This is a genomic window from Flavivirga eckloniae (assembly GCF_002886045.1).
Lineage (GTDB): Bacteria > Bacteroidota > Bacteroidia > Flavobacteriales > Flavobacteriaceae > Flavivirga > Flavivirga eckloniae.
On the sequence record NZ_CP025791.1, the window covers coordinates 1181164 to 1202637 of the forward strand.

19 protein-coding genes are annotated in these 21474 nt (G+C 33.6%); 6 read left to right on the plus strand and 13 right to left on the minus strand.

Annotated elements, in window-relative coordinates; genetic code table 11:
- Positions 1 to 50: 50 nt before the first annotated feature.
- Together C1H87_RS04780 and C1H87_RS04785 are read right to left on the minus strand one after the other, a co-directional pair.
- Positions 51 to 1175, minus strand: coding sequence for an acyltransferase family protein (locus C1H87_RS04780; protein WP_102754721.1), 1125 nt, complete (start codon positions 1173 to 1175; stop codon positions 51 to 53).
- Position 1176: 1 nt separating this feature from the next.
- A complete protein-coding gene (locus tag C1H87_RS04785) occupies positions 1177 to 2232 on the minus strand; it encodes a MauE/DoxX family redox-associated membrane protein (protein WP_158655122.1) in 1056 nt (351 codons plus the stop codon).
- Between the two features lie 79 nt (positions 2233 to 2311).
- Between C1H87_RS04785 and C1H87_RS04790 the strand changes: the two genes are divergently transcribed.
- Positions 2312 to 3472: a hypothetical protein gene (locus C1H87_RS04790; protein ID WP_102754723.1), complete on the plus strand. Its 1161-nt coding sequence runs from the start codon at positions 2312 to 2314 to the stop codon at positions 3470 to 3472.
- Entirely contained in the window at positions 3459 to 4052 is a 594-nt protein-coding gene (locus C1H87_RS04795) for an SCO family protein (RefSeq protein WP_102754724.1), read from the plus strand. Before C1H87_RS04790 ends, C1H87_RS04795 begins: the two co-directional genes overlap by 14 nt.
- 24 nt (positions 4053 to 4076) lie before the next feature.
- Here the strand turns inward: C1H87_RS04795 and C1H87_RS04800 are convergent, their stop codons facing one another.
- Genes C1H87_RS04800 through C1H87_RS04820 form a run of 5 tightly spaced genes read right to left on the minus strand, consistent with a single transcriptional unit; the run spans position 4077 to position 10413 of the window.
- Complete coding sequence (locus C1H87_RS04800; RefSeq protein ID WP_102754725.1) at positions 4077 to 5201, minus strand: acyltransferase family protein; 1125 nt, start codon at positions 5199 to 5201, stop codon at positions 4077 to 4079.
- 25 nt (positions 5202 to 5226) lie between these two features.
- On the minus strand, positions 5227 to 6180 hold the full coding sequence (locus tag C1H87_RS04805) for an AAA family ATPase (RefSeq protein ID WP_102754726.1): 954 nt from the start codon (positions 6178 to 6180) through the stop codon (positions 5227 to 5229).
- A 4-nt stretch (positions 6181 to 6184) separates the two neighbouring features.
- Positions 6185 to 7603 (minus strand): peptidylprolyl isomerase, encoded by a 1419-nt coding sequence (locus C1H87_RS04810; protein ID WP_317048185.1) that lies wholly within the window; start codon positions 7601 to 7603, stop codon positions 6185 to 6187.
- 1 nt (position 7604) lies between these two features.
- Positions 7605 to 8456 (minus strand): peptidylprolyl isomerase, encoded by an 852-nt coding sequence (locus C1H87_RS04815; protein WP_102754728.1) that lies wholly within the window; start codon positions 8454 to 8456, stop codon positions 7605 to 7607.
- A 7-nt stretch (positions 8457 to 8463) separates the two neighbouring features.
- The gene (locus C1H87_RS04820) at positions 8464 to 10413 is read right to left on the minus strand and encodes a peptidylprolyl isomerase (protein WP_102754729.1); all 1950 of its coding nucleotides are present in this window, start codon (positions 10411 to 10413) and stop codon (positions 8464 to 8466) included.
- A 136-nt stretch (positions 10414 to 10549) separates the two neighbouring features.
- Here C1H87_RS04820 and C1H87_RS04825 point away from each other — a divergent pair, with 136 nt between their 5' ends.
- From C1H87_RS04825 to C1H87_RS04835, 3 genes are read left to right on the plus strand one after another with little or no spacing between them, the layout of a single operon-like run.
- Complete coding sequence (locus tag C1H87_RS04825; protein ID WP_102754730.1) at positions 10550 to 10786, plus strand: hypothetical protein; 237 nt, start codon at positions 10550 to 10552, stop codon at positions 10784 to 10786.
- Positions 10764 to 12998, plus strand: a complete 2235-nt coding sequence (locus tag C1H87_RS04830; protein WP_158655123.1) for a multiheme c-type cytochrome — start codon at positions 10764 to 10766, stop codon at positions 12996 to 12998. The genes C1H87_RS04825 and C1H87_RS04830 overlap by 23 nt, the downstream gene beginning before the upstream one ends.
- Complete coding sequence (locus C1H87_RS04835; protein ID WP_102754732.1) at positions 12999 to 14186, plus strand: MFS transporter; 1188 nt, start codon at positions 12999 to 13001, stop codon at positions 14184 to 14186.
- Positions 14187 to 14543: 357 nt separating this feature from the next.
- Here C1H87_RS04835 and guaB read toward each other — a convergent pair whose 3' ends face one another.
- The 6 genes from guaB to C1H87_RS04865 form a co-directional block, all read right to left on the minus strand.
- Positions 14544 to 16016 carry an IMP dehydrogenase gene (gene guaB, locus C1H87_RS04840; RefSeq protein ID WP_102754733.1) on the minus strand — a complete coding sequence of 491 codons (1473 nt, stop codon included), beginning with the start codon at positions 16014 to 16016 and terminating at the stop codon, positions 14544 to 14546.
- A 160-nt stretch (positions 16017 to 16176) separates the two neighbouring features.
- Positions 16177 to 16881 carry an Insecticidal toxin complex protein gene (locus tag C1H87_RS04845; RefSeq protein ID WP_102754734.1) on the minus strand — a complete coding sequence of 235 codons (705 nt, stop codon included), beginning with the start codon at positions 16879 to 16881 and terminating at the stop codon, positions 16177 to 16179.
- A 33-nt stretch (positions 16882 to 16914) separates the two neighbouring features.
- Positions 16915 to 17403, minus strand: coding sequence for a hypothetical protein (locus tag C1H87_RS04850; RefSeq protein ID WP_102754735.1), 489 nt, complete (start codon positions 17401 to 17403; stop codon positions 16915 to 16917).
- On the minus strand, positions 17404 to 17916 hold the full coding sequence (locus C1H87_RS04855) for an FMN-binding protein (RefSeq protein WP_233783351.1): 513 nt from the start codon (positions 17914 to 17916) through the stop codon (positions 17404 to 17406).
- A gap of 211 nt (positions 17917 to 18127) precedes the next feature.
- Positions 18128 to 19309, minus strand: a complete 1182-nt coding sequence (locus C1H87_RS04860) for a hypothetical protein (RefSeq protein WP_199769333.1) — start codon at positions 19307 to 19309, stop codon at positions 18128 to 18130.
- Between the two features lie 172 nt (positions 19310 to 19481).
- Positions 19482 to 20345 (minus strand): hydroxymethylglutaryl-CoA lyase, encoded by an 864-nt coding sequence (locus C1H87_RS04865; RefSeq protein WP_102754738.1) that lies wholly within the window; start codon positions 20343 to 20345, stop codon positions 19482 to 19484.
- A 136-nt stretch (positions 20346 to 20481) separates the two neighbouring features.
- Here C1H87_RS04865 and C1H87_RS04870 point away from each other — a divergent pair, with 136 nt between their 5' ends.
- Positions 20482 to 21423 carry a spondin domain-containing protein gene (locus C1H87_RS04870; RefSeq protein WP_102754739.1) on the plus strand — a complete coding sequence of 314 codons (942 nt, stop codon included), beginning with the start codon at positions 20482 to 20484 and terminating at the stop codon, positions 21421 to 21423.
- Positions 21424 to 21474: the final 51 nt, after the last annotated feature.

The following is a 21474-nucleotide window of genomic DNA, read 5'->3' on the forward strand; positions in this document are numbered from 1 at the left end:
TTTTATCATTTTTAGTTCATCAAAAATGACGATTTTGCAAGTATGACATGCTAAACAAACCTTTTTTTGATAAAACTGGAATCTCTTAGCCTGGTCATTGGGTGTTCAAAAAACTTATAAAGCACATAAGAAGCAAGTATTGTTAAAGAGAGATATACTACGATATAAACTATAACATCGAACTCCGATAAATTAATAGCTGGTATAAAGTATTGAAGTAAATGTAATATCACAGAATAGTGCAACACATAAATTGCATACGAAGTAATACTGATAAAGGTAACTGGTCTTGAAATTATTGCTGGTGCCGTATTTATTTGACTCAATAAAGGAAACATTAACAGCATAATAACGGAGTTAATTGGCAGGTATAATACATTCCACACAAAAGGATTGTTTTCTATGTTTACGCCTCCCAGAAACATTAATCCGTTCAACCCTAAAAACAGAAGTAACCCCAAACCAAAGGCGGGATATTTTATCTTCTTCCAAAGCTTATTTTTCACAATCGAAATATAGGCTGCTAAAACACCATAATAAACGGCATCAATTCTATAAATAACAACAGATTTAAGACTATTATTCCAATTAATTAATGTACGTTCTGCCTCGTTAAAATTGTAAACTATTTTAGTTATTATAAATAGAAGAATAATTAATAGTGTAATGGCTAAAAACATATTGGGTTTCGGAATCCTTGTTTTTATAAAGAGGGTTAAAAACAAAAGCAGAGGACCTAATACATAGGTGAACTCTTCAATAGACAAACTCCAGGATTCCATAAAGAATCCAGGTGTTTCCGAAGAAAAATTCTGTATAAAAAAAGCATATTTCCACAAACCTTCGGGCAGTGCCATTCCAATATAAACGGCTACACCAATATTAATGAGCAATACCAGATAGTAATTTGGCAATGTTCTTAACCAGCGTCTAATCCAAAAGTGGAGCATACTTGAAAAACTAAAATCATCGGAAGTATATATTCTAAATATAATCCTACCGATTAAAAACCCACTAAGAACAAAAAAGATTTCTACACCAAGCACTCCAAAAACACTCAGTATATCCAACAGTGTTTCTCTATGCTTAGGAATGACCCAAGCCACATGCGATAGTACAACCATGACTATGGCAATTGCCCTAACTAAATCTAAGCCAAAAACCCTTTGCTTCATGTTACTTTTTATAATATTGTAAATGGGTAGTATGTTCTCCTGTAAAAGTTTCTATATAATCTTGTAAATACAAATAAACACGGTCTTGTGGATAGCATAACAGATTTACATAAATAAGACTCCATTCATTTACATTTATATAATATTTTCCCTCATGCTCCCTCATAATGCTTTGCATTTTTTCTGGTAACTTGTCTCGATCATCTTTACTTGAAAAGAAAATATTGCAATACGATGGCTTTCCAGAAAAATAACTAAATGCCAACAAATGATCGTAATAACCAACCAAGTTTAAAGCTGGTAATAGTAAAGCATAAAAAGCAATGATTCGTATTTTTAAACTTTTATGAGTCTTTAATTTAAATATGTTCCAATCAAACCCACGATATAGCATAAAAAGCAATATCACGTTAATCATGTTTAATGGAAACACCGTAAACCCTACTCCTGCATAGGTTAAGGTTATTAAAACCATGGTGTGCATGATTGCCAGCAAATAAATACCCCATTTTCTGGTTTTATTAAATAGTAATGCTACTCCAAATGAGGCTTCTAAAAAAGGCACCAGCCAAGTAAAAACCTGTCTGAAAAAAACGGGTACAAATGGTATTCTTTTATTTAAGCCTTCAAACCAAAACTCATAAAAAGTACCATTCATTTTGTGTAAACCGCTCCAGATATAGGTTCCTGCCATTAGCAGGAAAAAGGCAATTTTAAAATGATTAAAATTGTTTCGGAATGCATAATAAAAGAAAATAATTACTACAATTTCAAAATAGAAGGGTTGAATTCGAGTTTGATCGAAAACGGATAACAGCACGTAAATAAGAAAAAAACATAACCCGCCACTGCCCATATCTTTTAAAAGAAACCAAATTGCCGAAATACAAAAAATTAGCAATAGCGCTAAATCTATATAATAATGAAACTCTAAATGCTTAAAAAATAGTGGTGTTGTGGGAAACCCTCTGCTGGATAGCCATACGGGAAAACTTAACATTAACGGAATTACAAAACTGATAATTAATAAGATTCTAATCAGTAATCGTTTTGTCATTATTATTCTAATAGTTTTAATCGTTATTTTTTATGTGAAAAAGCGTTATTTTCGTTATCCTACTGTAATGGCTCTTTAAATGAAATCTAAAGTAACAAAATATTTTGTCTTTCTAATTTTAATAGTAAACACCGTTGGTGGGCTCTATTATCTTAGCCTGACTAACAGACACAAAGCCATTGTAAAAACTTATCTGGCACATAAACTTGGAATTGTTGATAATACATGGCATATAACTTCTACAGATCATTCTATTTCGTTAATCACGCCAACTATGGTTATAGACAACATTTATAAATCTATGGAAGGCCCTCAGGTTATAAAATCGTTTCAGTTAAATTCTGAGAAGTCAAATTTGGTTTGGTTAACTTCCTTTGAAACCAAAGCCATCGATGATGATGAAAGCAAGGCTATTTCGAATGATTTTATTTGCCATACAAATATTGATTTTTACGATGGCGAGCACTATGCCAGATGGAACTTAAATAATAGAATTGGTTTACGATACCCACGTTTAACAACTATGACTACTGGTATTGAAAGCTATAAGTTCCCTAAAGGGTTTGGCTTTCCTGTGTTTAACAATGAAAATTTATTTTTATCTACTCAAACCCTAAATCATAATGTTGTTGGTAAAACTTTTTCTGTTAAGCATCAAATAAATATAGGTCTCGAAAAGCACCATAAAAGTATAAGACCGCTGATGCCCAAAACGGTTATGATCGTTTTACCCTATGACACGGAAAACCCTTTTGAAGGACCTACAGAGGAAAACCCGAATATGTGCTTACCTATTGAAACTAAAAATCATAGCTACACTTATAACGACGGTATTACCTATTCTGGACACTGGGTTGTTTTTCCTGGTGAGGCTACTTATAAAGCCAATATTACAGAACAATTGCAATTGCTAGAGGACACAACTTTGCACCTTATCGCCTCTCATTTACATCCTTTTTCTGAATCGCTTTCTTTTAGAGACAAAACCATAGATTCTACACTATTTACCAGTAAGGCAAAAAACTATAAAAACAAAATAGGATTAAAAGAGGTTACTTATTTTTCCAGTGAAACTGGTATAAAGCTTTATACCGACCATGACTATGAATTAGTTTTAAAAACAAATAACACCTCAAAAATTAATCAGGATATGATGGCCAGTATGTTTATGTTTTTATATGACAAAGAAATGGATGAACGCTTGAAAACATATAACCCACAAACGGATGAAGCACTTTAAGTTTATTGTTTTTCTGCTTGTTTTAAGCTGCCAGAACGACTCAAAAAAACTCCCAGTTTTAAGTTATAAAATTGATAGCTCTGGTAACAAAGCACCTTATTCCATTACATACAGTGGATTTACAAATCAATTAAATAAGCCTTTTAATTCTAAAAATATTGATAATAAAGTATTTGTTTCAAATTTCTTCTTTACCCACTGCCCCAGTATTTGTCCGCCAATACGACAAAAACTAATAGAGGTTGCTAATACTTTTAAAAACGATAATGATTTTATAATTATTTCACATACTATCGATCCTGAAAACGATAGTATTCCCGTTTTGAAATCTTATGCCGAGGCCACTGGAATTCCAAACGACAAATGGCAATTTTTATATGCTGACGTTAATAAAGCCAAAGCTCAAGCCAATCAGTTTATGACCAATTTTAGAGCTAAGAAGGACGGTACCGACTTTTACCATAGTAGTTATGTGTCTTTAGTTGACAAAAAACAGGCCATAAGAGGATTTTATAATATTTTGGTTAGCAAAGAGGTTACACGGTTAAAGGGGGATATTTCTATTCTACTATCGGAGTAAATTATGATACTCACCAATCTTTTTCTATTGTTTAAAAATCTTTAGGTCTCTTAATTTCGTCATCGGGTTTTCAAAGTATTTGAATAATAAGTGTGATAACCCAAATGATAAAAACCAATATGCTAACAGAATAAATAGTTTAACCATTATTGGTTTGCTTTCTACCTCTATAAAGTATTGAATGGTTAGTAAAACTATCGAGTAATTAATTAGGTACAACGCATAAGACAAAACACTAATTCTGGTAATTAGGTTCTTAAAAAGTTTCCCGGTCTTCCATGTGCTAAAAAAAGGAAAAAAGAACAGTAAACTTATTGATAATAGCGGCAAGTAAAACACATTATAAAACAGCTGTGAATTTTCCGGTTGTGCTTTAAACAAGAAAATATAGCTGTGTATCCCCAAAAACAATACGCTCCCTAATACGAAAAACATTTTTTTATAATACTGCCAAGATGCATAATATGCGTGTGCTAAAAATGCTGCAAGGAAACCGTAATAAATACTATCAATTCTATAAATAACCACTTTTCTAACATGTCTGCTCCAATCGTGATGCGAAACTATATCATGATTTAAATGAAAGTTTATGCGCAAAAGCGTTATTGTTATTATTATTACCAACAGCATGGTTATATATAGAACCTTTTTTGAAATGTTTTTAAAAAAGGCGATTAACAGAAATAATATTAAAGGCCCCAAGATATAAGCATACTCTTCGATAGATAAACTCCAAGATTCTGTGAAAAAATCTGGGTACGGGCCTGAAAAGTTTTGTAAAAACACAAAAAAGTAAGCAATACTTTCTATAACTCTTTCATGTAAAAAATAAAAGAGTAAGATGTTAATAACAAGGATTAAAAAATAATTTGGCAGGGTTCTAAACCACCTTCGTATCCAAAAATACAGGAAGTCTTTAAACTTTGTTTTCCCTTGGTTAATTTGCTTTAGCAAAATGCCCCCAATAAGGTAACCGCTTAAAACAAAAAAAAGATCTACGCCAACGGTTCCAAAAAACTGAACAACGGTAATATAAAATTCTGTATTATTGGGAAAAAGTAAGAGTGTAGAATGTGAGCATAACACCAATAAAATAGCTAGTGCTCTAATAATATCTAGTCCAAAAATTCTATGCTTGTTTATATACATCGAAACGATCTCAATGTACAAAAATTTAGAATAGACTCTTAATGATTTCTTCTTCTGTGATGCCTTCTGCTTCTGCTTTATAGTTTTTAATAAGTCTATGTCTTAAAATACTATAAGCTACGGCTTGAACATTTTCAATATCCGGAGAGAACTTACCATTTATAGCGGCATGTGTTTTAGCTGCCAAAATTAAATTTTGAGAAGCTCTTGGCCCTGCTCCCCAATCTATGTAGGTTTTAACCAAATCTGTAGCGGTATCTTCGTTTGGTCTTGTTTTAGCTACCATAGTTACCGCATACTCAATAACATTATCTGCTACTGGGATACGACGAATAAGATGTTGAAAATCGATTATTTGTTGTGCTGTAAATAGCGGATTCACTTTTACTTTGGTATCGCTAGTCGTTGCTTTAACAACCTCTACTTCCTCGCTAAAAGAAGGATAGTCCAAGTAAACAGCAAACATAAAACGGTCTAATTGCGCTTCGGGTAATGGATAGGTTCCTTCTTGCTCAATAGGGTTTTGTGTTGCTAAAACAAAATATGGTAAGCTTAATTTATAATGGTGACCGGCAACGGTTACGGCTCTTTCTTGCATAGCTTCTAAAAGTGCTGCCTGCGTTTTTGGTGGGGTTCTATTAATTTCATCTGCTAAAATGATATTTGAAAAAATAGGTCCCTTTATAAATTTAAAATGACGTTCTTCATCTAAAATCTCACTACCCAATATATCACTTGGCATTAAATCTGGAGTGAATTGAATACGTTTAAAATCCAATCCTAATGCCTGTGCAATCGTATTAACCATTAAGGTTTTTGCTAATCCGGGAACTCCAATTAAAAGCGAATGTCCGCCGGAAAAAATAGAGATTAATATTTGATTTACTACTGCATCTTGACCAATGATTACTTTGGCTATTTCAGTTTTTAAATTTTTATATTGTTTTACGAATTGTTCAATCGCAACGACGTCTGACATATATTTACTTTTTTAACCAATTACCGGAAAATTCACAATCTCTATATGTTCCACTAATTTTTATGTATGTATCTAATATTTTTCCTTCTTGCCACTTCTCAATAGCTTTAATTTTCTTTTCTGTAAGCGCCAGATCTTTAATTTTCATAAAATCTCGTGCGTAAGTTGCTTTATGCTCATCTATTCTATCTGTAACCCTCATAATTTTAAACGAAACATTTCCTTTACGATCTTGTTCTGTTAAAACCTGACTCACTTCATTATCCTTTAAATTTTGAATTTGGGAGTACTGCTCTGGTCCCATTTTCGTTAAATCAAAATTATAATCTTGAGTTCTCGGGTTAATAAGTTGCCCACCATCTCCTCGGGTTTCTTTTTCGTCACTATATTGCTTTGCTGCATCTGCAAACGATATATCACCACCAACAATACGCTTTCTTAATTCTTCTAAACGATCTTTTGCCTCTTTTACGGCTTCATCGGACACTTTAGGGAATAACAATACATGACTTACATCGTATTCCTGTCCTCTAATTTTTTCACAATATATAATATGATAGCCAAACTCCGTTTCGAAAGGATCGGATACCTCGCCTTCCTGAAGCGAAAAAGCGACTTGCCTAAACTCTTTTACCATTCTAGGCTTTTTCCTGTTCAATGTATAAATATAGCCCGATTCAACCATCCCCGGATCTTGCCCGTAAAGCACTACTTTAGAACGGAAGCTTGTTCCGCTTTCTACCACATCGGCTTTAATTTGTTTTAAACGATCAATAACCTTTTGCTTTTCTTGTTGAGATACTTTTGGCTTGGCTACAATTTGGGCCACTTTAAGCTCGGTACCAAAGAAAGGGCGTTCGTCTTCTGGTATTTTATCAAAAAATATTCGAACCTCCTCTGGCGTTACTTCAACCTCTTCTACAATCTTAGCTTGCATCTTCGCAGAAAGCTTGTTTCCTTTAATAACTTCGAATATATAGTCTCTTAAACCTTTTTCATCTTCTTGCTTATAAAACTTTACAAGTTCGTCAATATCTGGCTTTTGCTGTAAGAATTGCTGAATTGTATAATCGACTTCTTGTCTTATCTCTGCATCAGATACCTGAATACTATCTTGTATGGCATGATGTTCATATAACTTATCTTCAAGTAAAGATCCTAACAACTCACAATCTGTAACACCGTCTATCGAACCTCCTGCTGCTTTAATCTGCTCACGTTTTTTAGGTACGTCAGATTCTAAAATAATAAAATCACCTACAACAGCTGCAACACCATCAACCTTTTTAGCGTTTTGAGATTTTGTTGAATCTACCTTTTTAACGACTTCTTCTTTAACCTTTACCTCTTCTTCAATAATCTCCTGCGCAGACATAACATTTACCAATAGTAAAGCCATGCATAAAGCTGATATGTGTTTCAAATTAATCGTAAATTTCAAATTGTTTATTTTTAATAGCATCTTTTGTTATATCTTTTTCTAATTCCCTAATAAGCTCAAGCTTCCTTTTATTAATAACTATTTGATCTATGGTAGGTTTAACATACTCGAGAGGAGCATTGTCATTTCTCAATAAAACATCATTAATTTGCATCAAATATACTCCTAATGAATCTTTGAGTTGTAAAAAATTAGATTTTTTTAACAGTTGACTTTTATTTTCGGCAGTTACAACCGGAATCTTGTCTACTATTTGATTTAGTTTTATCCATATAGAGTCATTTAATGAATAGGATTTAAACTGTATCGATATGGAATCCAACTCCTTTTTATCTTCTTGATTATAACGTTTAAACTTTTCTTTAATGCTTTTAAAGTCTATAATATCTTCGTCTACATGTATGTAACGAAATTTTATAAGTTCTTCATTTAGTTTAAAAACTTCCTTGTTATTTTTATAATATTCCTGAGCTTCACTTTTATTAACTACAGTATCTATACTCCTTTTTATTAAGGCTTCTATGTATGCCTTGGTGTATAAATCGTTTTTATACTGTACTGTTAGTTTATTAAATTCTTCTTGTTTTTCTTCATTTAAATTAAGTATTGCGCCATCTACGAATAACTGTTGTGTTGCCCAGCGATTAATAAAATTCTGTACTACAAGTAAACTGTCTTCTTTCGATGTCCCCTCAGATACCAGATCCTTAATGTCTTCATAATATAAATATGTTTCATTTACCCTGGCAACAGGAATCTGTCCTTCTGTTTTTTTAAAAAAATTACACGACAATACTGTTAATAATAAAAAAAATATAATGATTTTATCCCCCACCTATCACCTACTTTTTAATTTGTTTCTTTATGTTTTTTAATGCGTCTTGATTAATTTGTATTTTATATTTGTCCCCTAAATCCTTTAACCAATTTTCTTCCTTATAAGATTGATAATCGCTAATAACAGCGCCTTTAGCCTCTTCGAAAGTCTGCTCTTTTTCTTGTAATATGTCTTTAACCTGAACAACTACAAAAGCATCATTATGTTTATATGTTTTTGAAACACCTTCTTTAAATTGGAACGATTTAGGAAGGGCTTGATGCTCGGCATCCATAATATCTGATGTAAATATCACGTCTATCTTATCATTACTATTAATAAGTGCCTTAATTTGATCGATTGCCATACCCTGTTTTAGTAATTTAGATACTTTTTTTAGGGTTTTCTGCTTTGCAGAAGATGCCACCACGGCATCAACACGCTTAGGCAACACGTAATCACTTTTATGCGTTTTATAATAATCCTGAATTCCTGTAGAATCTGTTTTAGCAGCATTCCAAATAGTAGTTTCCATTAAATCGAATAACAACAGACCATCTCTGTACTCATCAACAATATGAGCAAACTCTTCGTTTTCGGTTTCTAAATTGTCTTCATGATATCTAACCAAATTACTATTTAAAAACTCTTCGTATTTCTTTGAAACTAATAGTTGAATTGATCCGCTTGCACCTCTTCTACGTTGCGACTTTAATAAATAATTACCAAAATCCTTATATAAAAACTGTTTCTTGCCAATTTTAACTAATGGTTCATCGCCAGTAAACTCGTTAGGTAATTTCCATATAGTTTTAAAATAATCATCGTTAAGTATAGATTCGAAATACTTTAATGCGGGTTGATCACCTATATTGTATTTCTTTTTTAAGGATGCATATAATGCTTCATCTATTAATTTAGAACGGTCGTCTCGTTTTATTTTCTGCTCTAATTCTCCTTTAACAGCATCAAACTCACGTACAGGTTTTTTCGCGATTAGTTTTGCAATATGCCAACCATATTGTGTTTTAAATGGCTCGGATATAGCATCTACCTCTTCTAAACCAAAAGCAACCTCTTCGAATTCTGGCGAACCTAATTGTCCGCTAGAAAACGACTTTAACACCCCGCCTTTTGAAGCCGAACTTCTATCGTCGGAAAACTGTTTAGCCAAAGCCTCAAAGTCTTCTCCTTGATTAATCTTTTTATAAATATCCTGAATTCTAACTTCTGGTTTCTCGGCTAAAGTATCGCCTTTTTTCTCAACCACCATAATATGGGCTACAGTACGCTCTCCTCTGGATTTACGTTTATCTAAAACATTAACTATATGGTATCCAAAACGTGTTCTAAAAGGTTGCGATATGTCACCTACATTGGTATTAAAAGCAGCTGTTTCAAACTTATAAACCATTCTAAAACCAGAAAAATAACCTAACTCTTCGCCAAAAACCGTTCTTCCATTGTGTACTTCTTTCCTAACGATTTCAAACCCTTCGCTTAAGGTTCTATTTCTTAGCTTTACAATATCATTATAAGCAGCAAGTGTATCTTCCGGACTAGCGTTTTCGCCAACTTTAACCAAAATATGATTGGCTTTTATATCGTAAGAAATACGTTCGTAAGCTTCCTTAACCATAGCTTCAGAAACCTTAGCATCTGTCATATAACTTTTTGCTAGTTGTTTTTTATAATTGGAAAGCTCTCGTTTATACGATGATTTATTATGAAGCTCTAGTGCTTTGGCTTCTTTTAATTTTAATTTGTAATTGGTAAAAAGTGTTAAATACTCATCAACATCTTTTTGGGATTCGTCTTGAACTAAATCAAGGTTTTTGTTGTAAACTCTTAAAAATTCTGATGTATAAACAGGTTCATCATCAACGTAAAAAAGGACATCTTTTTGTACGGATTGCGCTTCAACACCTAATATTAAAGCGATTAATATTAAAGTAAGTCTATATCTTAATTTCATGTGAAGTGAAAATTTGTTCTATGGTTTACAAAAATAGCAATATATAGCTATAATACAAGTTGTTTTACTAACGATTAAAAAAGACTATTATTGAGCTTTTTGGATTATATTTGACTTCAAATTATCACTTACCTTTATGCTAAAGTTTAAACTTATTTGGGATTTCCGTGGTCCAAATGCCTGGAAGATAGCAGAACACCATGAAATTCATTTAAAAGAATATATACAATTAGAAAACCTTGATATTTCTATTACCGGTGTGGAACAAATAAGTGATAATCATGTTATTACTTTTCTGATTGTGAATAAAGATAAAATGAAACTTATAAGAGATGCTTTAAAACCAAACCGTGGACAAATTTATAATGACTAAAAATTTGAATGATTCTCTAAAAAATACGTGGTTTCTTGTTATACCATTTCTTTTGGTTTTTGCTTGTAAAAAACAAGAATATAGATCGCAAAACACAGTTCAAAATAAAACCGAGCATCCAAAATTTGTAGGTAAAGCGGCTTGTATAGATTGCCATAAATCGGAATATGATCATTGGAATGGTTCGCACCATCAACAGGCTATGAGCCTTGCAGATTCTACTACTGTTTTAGGCAATTTTAATAATACAGTATTTAACCATAAAGGGGTTAAAAACACTTTCTTTAAAAAAGGAAATGATTTTTATGTGAACACTACAGATAAAAATGGAAACTACCGTGATTATAAAATAGTATACACTTTTGGGGTAACACCTTTACAGCAATACATTGTTAAGTTTCCAGATGGTGCCTATCAATGTTTAATAACCGCCTGGGATACTGAAAAGAACACATGGTTTCATTTACAGCCTGATTTAGAGTTAGCGCACGACGAATGGATAAACTGGACGGGAGGCGCTATGCGATGGAATACGGCTTGTGCCGACTGCCACTCTACAAACCTTGAAAAAGGTTTCGATGCTAAAACAAACGTGTTCAATACCACTTTTAATGAAATTAATGTAAGTTGCGAAGCTTGCCATGGTCCTGCAAGTAAACATGTATCGTTTTATAAAAATTACGATGAAAACACTAAGGCTACGCCTCCAAAATTATATATGGGGAAATCACAGGAGTCTAAAGATCTCGTTCAAAAATGTGCGAGATGCCACTCAAGACGGTCTCAAACAACAAAGAAATTCGATTATAACGGCCATTTTCTAGATCATTATAGTCCTGCGCTTCTTGTTGATCCGTTGTACGAACTAGACGGTCAAATAAAGGACGAAGTTTATGTTTATGGTTCCTTTATGCAAAGTAAGATGTACCAAAACAATGTGGCTTGTGTAGATTGCCACGACGCCCATTCGTTAAAACTTAAACAAACAGGTAACAACCTTTGCATGAGTTGCCACGAACCGAAATATAATAGTGAAGCTCATCATTATCATCCTATTAATTCGGAAGGTGCCCAATGTATTAATTGCCATATGACCGGAAAAATATATATGGGTAACGATTACAGGCGCGACCATAGTTTTAGAGTACCTCGACCAGACCAAACTGTAAAGTATGGTACTCCTAATGCTTGTAACGAATGCCATAAAGACAAATCTCCAGAATGGGCCAGTGCATTTATTAATTCTAAATATGGCACTAAACGTCCAGACCATTTTTCTAATTATCTGTTAGAAGGGTATCACAACAATCATGAAGCTTTATTCACATTATTGTCTCAAAGCAAGTTTCCTGAAATTGCGCGGGCAACGGCCTTGTATCAATACACAAACAATTCGTTAACTCATGATGAAATAAATGATATTAGGAAATTTCTAAATGACCCTTCTATTCTTGTAAGAAATGAAGCGGTACGTTCTTTTGAAAAGATTCGCGATAAAAACTACCATGCCGATATTGCGCCTTTATTAAAGGATTCCATTAGATTGGTAAGAATCGCTGCGGTTAAATATTTTAATAGCATTGGTGCTAACATGACGGGCAATGATGCTTTTAATAAAGCAGAAAAAGAATATTTAGAGGATTTGGATATGAATGCTGATTTTGCTTCCGGACAGCATCAAATAGCTGTTTATAATGAAATGAAAGGCCATACAGATTTAGCTATTAAGGCTTACAGAAAATCTTTAGAGATCGATAATCGCTATAATATATCCCGAATGAATTTAGCTTTGTTAGTTTATAAGCAAGGACATATAGAAGAAGCGAAAAGTCTTTATCTTAAAGTGATTGAGCTAGAGCCTGAATACAGCAATTCTTATTATATGCTGGGGTTACTATTTAACGAGGTTGGAGACACTAAAAATGCTTTAAAATACTTGGCTGAGGCATGCAACAAAAAGCCTGCTAATATTAGAGCCTTTTATAATTACGCCTTAAAGCTTCAGGCAGAAAATTTAAATCAGAAATCAGTAGAGGTTATCAATAAAGCACTAGCTATTTTTCCTAATAATGAAAACTTACTGTATGTAAGATTGATTGGAGAAATTAATCTTAAACAAGATATTGAAGCTTATAACACCTGTTCTCAACTTATTAAACTTGCACCAAATAATGCTAATTATAAACAAATTCTGGAAAGCTTGAATACTTAAATGGAACAGCGAGGTGTAATACTAAAAGTTATAGTAATTTCACAATTCTTATGCACATCTGTTTGGTTTGCTAGTAATGGTGTTATCAATGATCTCATAGCTAACTTTAAACTTACAAATAATGCTTTAGGTCATTTAACATCATCTGTTCAATTCGGTTTTATTTTAGGCACACTAATCTTTGCTATCTTAAATATTGCAGATCGCTACGCACCTTCAAAGGTATTCTTTATTAGCGCCTTGTTATCTGCGCTTTTTAATATTGGCGTTTTATGGCAAGGAAGTCATTTAACCAGTTTATTAATATTTCGGTTTTTCACTGGTTTTTTTCTCGCTGGTATCTACCCTGTAGGTATGAAAATAGCTGCCGATTACTATAAAGAAGGGCTTGGGAAATCGCTTGGTTTTTTGGTCGGCGCATTGGTATTGGGAACAGCTTTGCCTCATTTGTTAAAAGGAATTACAAATACACTTCCCTGGAAATCTGTAATACTTATAACAACATGTCTTTCAATAGCAGGTGGGGTGTTAATGTTAATTATGGTTCCTAACGGACCGTATAGAAAACAAAGCCAGAAACTAAATCTTTTAGCTTTTTTTAGTGTATTCCGTAATCATAAATTTCGTTCCTCTGCTTTTGGATATTTTGGACACATGTGGGAACTCTATGCCTTTTGGGCATTTACACCAATCATACTGAAGACATATAGCGATTTACATCCTGAAACCATATTTAATATCCCCATTTTATCCTTTTTTATTATAGGAATAGGCGGATTGGCCTGTATTTTAGGTGGCTACATTTCTCAAACAATAGGAGTTAAAAAAACGGCTTTTATTGCATTGTTATTGTCATGCGTATGTTGCCTCATTTCGCCATTGATGTTTACACTTCAATCTGAAAACCTATTTATCATTTTTCTTATCTTTTGGGGTATGGTAGTTATTGCCGATTCTCCTCTTTTCTCAACTTTAGTAGCGAAAAATGCAGTGCCAGAAATAAAGGGGACTGCTCTAACCATAGTGAATTGTATTGGGTTTGCAATAACCATAATTAGTATTCAAATCGTAAATAGCATAGGAAGTTTTGCAGATGCAAATAATGTTTATGTCCTACTCGCTATAGGTCCTCTATTAGGAATAATAGCATTAAGTACAAAACCTAAATCGGCAAAAAAACTTAAGTAGCTCTTTTGTAAGCACACTACTCTATTCTATTTCAATTGAGTATTAAAAACAGTTCGGAAGCTATTGAGATATGGTTAAATATGTAACCTAAATTAATGTGAATCTTGGATAAGAGAATTTATGTCGGTGTGTGTCCCAGACTTGTTTCAGAACTATTTTTTTACTGTCACAGTGCTCTCCTCTTTAAATTAAAGCCGAGAAATGAATTTCGATTTTGATAAAAATTGGAAGAAAGAGGAGTTTTATTAAAAATAACAAACCAATATAACCCTCCGAATCCCGATCTCATCGGGATCCACCTCCCTTTTTAATAGGGAGGAACACCTTGAATTCTTAAGCAAGAATACGTTAAATTATTTATCTAGAATAGTTAGGCGACTCTTTAGTAATAGTTACATCATGCGGATGGCTCTCATTAATACCACTAGCCGTAATTTTTACAAAGCGTCCATTTTCCTTTAATGTTGCTATATCTTTAGCACCACAGTACCCCATACCGGCACGTAACCCCCCTATAAACTGGTGAATACTTTCGTATAAGTCACCTTTATAAGGTACACGACCTACAATACCTTCTGGCACCAACTTTTTAATATCGTCTTCTACATCCTGGAAATAACGGTCTTTACTACCTTGTTTCATAGCTTCTACAGACCCCATACCACGGTACGACTTAAACTTTCTTCCTTCGTAGATTATAGTTTCACCCGGAGATTCTTTAGTTCCTGCCAATAGCGATCCTAACATAACAGTATCTGCTCCTGCTGCAATCGCTTTTGGTATATCTCCTGTATAACGAATACCACCATCTGCAATCACTGGTACTCCAGAACCTTTTATAGCCTCGGCAACTTCTAAAACGGCCGAAAACTGTGGAAAACCTACTCCTGCAACAACACGAGTAGTACAAATAGAACCTGGTCCAATACCCACTTTTACGGCATCGGCTCCTGCTTCTACCAAATACTTAGCAGCTTCGGCAGTAGCAATATTTCCAACTATAACTTCCAGTTCCGGGAACTTAGATTTAATTTCCTTTAATACCCCAACCACACCTTTGGTATGCCCATGAGCCGTATCAATTACAACAGCATCAACACCAGCACCTACTAAAGCTTCTGCTCTTTCAACGGCATCTCCGGTAACACCAATCGCCGCAGCAACACGTAAACGTCCGTACTGATCCTTATTAGCTATTGGTTTCTGGCTAAGTTTAGTAATATCTCTAAACGTAATTAAACCCGATAATTTATAGTTATCGTCAACAATAAGTAGTTTTTCTATTTTGTGTTTTTGAAGGATTTCTTCTGCATCTTTTAAAGACGTACCAACAGCAGATGTTACCAGGTTTTCCCCTGTCATAACCTCAACAATAGGTCTTGAATTATCATGCTCGAAACGTAAATCACGATTGGTTACAATACCTTTTAAAGTTCCTGTTTCATCAACAATAGGAATACCACCAATACCATGTTCTGACATACTTTGTTTAGCATCACTAACAATAGCAGTAAGTGGCAACGTAACCGGATCGATAATCATACCGCTCTCTGCACGTTTTACTTTTCTAACTTTTAAAGCTTGCGCCTCAATCGTCATATTTTTGTGTAAAACACCAATCCCTCCCTCTTGTGCCATGGCAATAGCCATTTTACTTTCGGTAACCGTATCCATCGCTGCCGAAATGATAGGCACATTAATTGTGATGTTACGAGTAAACTTTGTTTGGATATTAACTTCGCGCGGAAGGACTTCTGAAAATGCTGGAACTAAAAGGACGTCATCGTAGGTTAAACCTTCTCCTACTATTTTGTTTTGATGTGCGGTCATGATGCAATTACGTTATAATTGCGTGCAAATCTACGCATTTTTTTTCATTTGGATTCACAAAATTTAAATGAAAAAAATAATATAGCGGATTCTCTCTGGCTTTCATGTTAAATAAAAAACTCAGGGAAAACATACAATTAAATTCTAAGATACTATGGTATTATTTGTACCTGTTTTTGCAATATGGTTTAAGTACTTCAATAGCATATTTATAGCGCGTTTCCGCTTTGGAAAGATCTCCTTTAAATCTGATGGCTCTTGGCAAAAATAAACCGTATAAACATTTTCCTTTGGCAATACGCTTTAAGGTTTTTAAACTTTTGGCATTCATAGTTTTATAAATGCGATCTATCCATTCGTATTGTTCTTTCTTTAAAATCGCCCTATCCCATACTGTAGCCTTATCTGTTTTTAATACTAATTTAGAATTATATAATTTTTGTAATTCTTCAAACGCATTATTAAAAACCAATTCGCTGCCCTGTCTGGCATAGGTCTTAACCTCTTTTTTTGAGAAGATCGAATATGGAAATATCTCCATGAGATGCATTTTCTTTGAAATAAAGTATGCCATTTGCACCCAAACAACGTCATGACCTTTTTTATTTAATTCATAGAAGAACCATTTATAAAAGTCGCGCCGTTGCGAAATATTCTTATATTCTCGAGATAAGTTATTTTTAAGATTAAACACATTTGCCTCTTGCCACACCAAGGTGTTCTTAATACGATCTCGTTTTAACCAATCGGATGGCAACAACTTTTCCCGTTGCGTTTCCTTTTGATAAACTCTAAGACTCTTCCACTCTTTGGCAGATACTGTATTGCTAAAAATTAATATGAAGTAAACTATAATCCATCGCATAAGCACATAAAAATACGAGAATTATATTGATAGTTATTTTTTTACTAGTAGCTGTTTTAAAATAATAAGTATTGAGGCTGTAAAAGTAAGTGTCATTAAAATGCCCGAAAACATAACAATGTACTTCATCCATAGCATACCAACCCAGAGCATGTATAACCCTCCAAACGTTAGTATAACAGATATAAAAGGTTCTACTATTAAAAATAGTTTTAGTTTTTTATTAAGCTGGGTTATAGAAACTATTAGGCCAACTAAAAAGAATATAATTGACATTGATAGTATATGATTATGAACTAAAGTGAGCATTTCCTGATCGCTTTTTTTAAAGCGCATAACCTCAGCATTTTCATCATCTTCATTCCCTAAATAGTGTTCTTCAATGCCATTAGGATTAGCCGAAGAGGTTTCGCCAACAAATAACAATCCTGTATAAAAGCCAATACTCAATACGATTACAAATACACCTATTAACAGTTTAATTTCTTTAGGAAGTGTAAATATTAACCCATTTAGCTGCATTTACAGAACGTTTTTTGAATGAAGAATTTTTAATGATTTTAATAGGTCATTCATGGCATTTGTCATAGATCGTACAGATATGGTAGCCCCAGAAATCGCTATGATGTTATCGCCATACTTAAGCTCATCGCCTCCTTTTTTACCAATAAATTGTTTAAGCCAACGTTTACTGCCTATTTCTCCACCATACTCCTCTCTATACACCAGTACCTTGGATTTTAATACAATTAAATCTTTATCAAGTAAAACCAGATAATCAAATTGAGCCGTTTTACTAGCCGCTTGAGATAGGTAGGCATACCCCAAAAGATTATTACCTGCTTCTATTTTAAATAGATTGTCTTCTCCAAATTTAGAAGGTAAGTCCTGAGTAATCTCCGAGGAAATAGCGACACTTGTGAATTCAAACGTTTCTACACTAAAGATGTTTTTAATTTCCTTATCTACTTTCTTCTGAATATTTTTTGGTAAACCGAAAGACATTAACAGTAATAGTACTGATAATAATGGCATGTATTTAGAATTCATAATGCAAAAGTATTATTTTTTTAGTGTTACTCACAACTTAAATGCCAAATAGCTAATTAAGAAAGGTTATTTCTAATTAGCTATAGGGCTTCTAATTTTAACGTTAATCTTAAATAGGCATTCTTATTAAAGAATTTGGGGCTCGGGACAAAAAAAGCTAACCAACATTAATCGTTAATATATTGTTTACTTTATTTTAGAACCAAACGCCGATTCCAAAATTAAGTCTATTGTCTACATCAGCACCAGATTGAGCATTATCTCTAAACTGATAATCTCCTTTTAAAACAACTCCTGGAGCAACGTGATAGCTTATACCTGTTGTTAAATCGTTTCTATTATAAGTATCGTTTTTAATTAAAGCGCCATCTGTACCTGCATGTGTATCGTATTGCTCGTATCTAGCAAAAGCAAACAAACGTTGTGATTTTTCTTGTGGTAATAAATTGTAAGCTGCTTCTATATACCACCCTTGTAGAGCACTACCTAAACCTTCGTTTGGATTAGTTGCTAAATCGTAATACAAATTATTATAATCTTCGGTATCACTTAAACTTGCGTGAATAAATTGTCCACGAGCTGTAAAACGTTGGTAAGCGTAACGTGCATCTACACCAACCATAGCGATTCCTATATCAGATCCGTCTATCATATCAACATCGTCTTCGGCTTGTGTACGACCAAAATAACCCGATAACCCTAAACGTAAACCAGGGATTCCATAATAATCTAACTTGGCAGATAAATTAGGTGAGTTTATAGTCGATTTAATTCCTTTCTGTCTTCCATTTCTTAATCCACTCTTTCCGCCTAAAACTTTAGTACCATTTACAGATTGGAATCCGTTAAATACATAAGCTTGGTATCCTAAAGAAATGTCGTTAAATCTACCAGTAACACCAACACCTATTTCACGCCATGTAGTTGGTACGATAGCATTATCTACTGCAGGTCTCTCTACCCCATTAAATGTTGTTGGCTCATGAAACTCATTTACAATCCCCATAGGTACCAACATTAAACCACCTCGTAAACTTACATTTGGTGCTATGGCATAGTTTACAAAAGCTTGTTCTATAAATACTTCTTCAACATGCTCAAATTCTACCTCTGTTACAAATTGTGTTTTATCATTAAACTTATAACCAAAAAGTAATACCAAACGCTGTACATCTAATTCGCCATTATCTGCTTCAGGCTGGTTATATGTTACCTCCCCGTAAGCGCCTACTGTAACAGATTTACCATAGTTACCAGATAGTATACGCTGTGCTGCATTTAATTGTTTTTGAGGGTCGAATGTAATAGAATCCTGTACTGTTTGAGCATAAGTCATTGATGCTATAAAAATTGTAAAAAGTAAGGTTAGTCTTTTCATTTTAAGTTTGTATTGTTATCTTTATTTAGACTTGTTATAAATAATATTTGATTTGAAGTTGCAAATATAAAATTCAAAATTGCTTTAGCAAAGTTTATTTAGATTAAATTTAAATAAACTTTTAAGACATAAGTTAAAAAACTAATAAACAATAACTTATACTGATAAAAAATTAATGATAAAAATTAAAAACCTTAGAAGCTTCATTAAAAGCACTCTCAAAACTAAGAGCATTTAAACTATTATTTTTATTAGAAGTAAAGTAAGATAATAGTTTTTCGGTAGGCATATTACCCGTTAATTCATCTTTTGCCATAGGGCATCCGCCAAAGCCTTGAATAGCACCATCAAAACGGTTGCAACCTGCTTTATATGCAGCATCAACTTTTTCGAACCATGTACTTGGTGTTGTGTGTAAGTGAGCTCCAAATTCAATATCTGGATATAGAGGTATTAAATTTGAAAAAAGGTAATCAATACTTTCGGCATTAGAACTGCCAATGGTATCGCTTAACGACAGTATTTTAACTCCCATCTTTGATAATTTTTCGGTCCACTCTCCTACTATATCAACATTCCAGGGGTCTCCGTAAGGGTTACCAAATCCCATAGATATATACACAACGACTTCTTTATTAGATTTGTTGGCGATTTCCAGTATTTCTGAAAGTGTATCGACAGATTGCGCAATGGTTTTATGTGTATTACGCATCTGGAAGTTTTCTGAAATTGAAAACGGATACCCTAAATAATCTATTTCAGGATGTGTACTTGCATCATTTGCTCCTCTCGTATTTGCAATAATAGCGAGTAACTTGCTTGTTGTTTTTGATAAATCGAGTTTAGATAATACCTCGGCCGTATCAACCATTTGAGGAATCGCTTTAGGAGATACAAAACTCCCAAAATCAATAGTATCGAAACCAACGCGAAGCAGCGATTGTATGTACTGCACCTTTTTCTCTGTTGGAATAAAGGTCTTAATACCTTGCATGGCATCTCGCGGGCATTCAATAATCTTTACTTCGTTTTGCATTTAGTTCAAAAAATAGGAGGATAAAAATACTATTAATTTAGTTAAGCTTTTAACATTAAAATAAAGATTTTTTAATTAAGCTGTAAGTTTATTCATAATTAAACGACCCTATCTTTAACATCTAAAATAACCAACCATGAAAAAAATTACACTGCTGTTTTTTTGCATATGTTTTATTCCATTACTTTCATTTAGTCAAAGTACAGCTAATTATACTGTTGAATTTGCAAGTATATGGGAAGAAGTTAGTACAAACCCAACCGATGGCCAAAGTACCATTAACCTACCCAATAGTGCGCATTGGTCACCATTAGCCTTGGTTACACACCAAACTGCAGATACTTTCTTTAAGGTGGGAGCAGCTGCCTCACCCGGCATTGAAGATATTGCCGAAACAGGTGGCACAAATATTTTTCAAAATGAAGTTAATACAAATGCAGATGCAGACAAAGTAGTTGTAGGTAGTGGACTTGGTAGCGCTAAAGGCTCCATTGTTATAAACAGTCTGGATGTTAGCGAAAATTACCCGCTGGTTACTTTAGCTTCAATGATAGCACCAAGCCCAGATTGGTTTATTGGCATTAACGGTATTAGTTTAAGATCTGGAAACAATAGTGTTAATAACGGATGGAAAGACACCTTTACAATAGACCTTTATCCTTATGATGCAGGTACCGAAGATGGAAACTTGTATTCCGGCAGCAACCCAGACAGCAACCCGATTGGAGTAATAGCCAGCCGATCTAATGTAACGCCTTTTAATGATAAAAAAATTGGCACGCTTACTTTTACATACAATTCATCTACCCTAAGTGCAGAAACGGCAAACACTGTCGATTCTATTAAAATATTTCCTAATCCAACCCATGGACACATTACGGTTTCCAACATACAAAACATAGAGCTAAGCTCTGTAAAAGTTTATAATGTTTTAGGACGGTTGGTAAAGCAGATAAAAGTAATAAAAGACGTATCTAAATTACATGCCAATCTAACCGATTTAAGCAAAGGTATTTATCTATTGAATTTAAAAACTATTGATGGTAAAAACAAGTCAGAAAAATTGGTAATCAACTAAATATTAAGTACATAATTGAAAGGTAACCGATAAAATTAACGTTTAGACGTT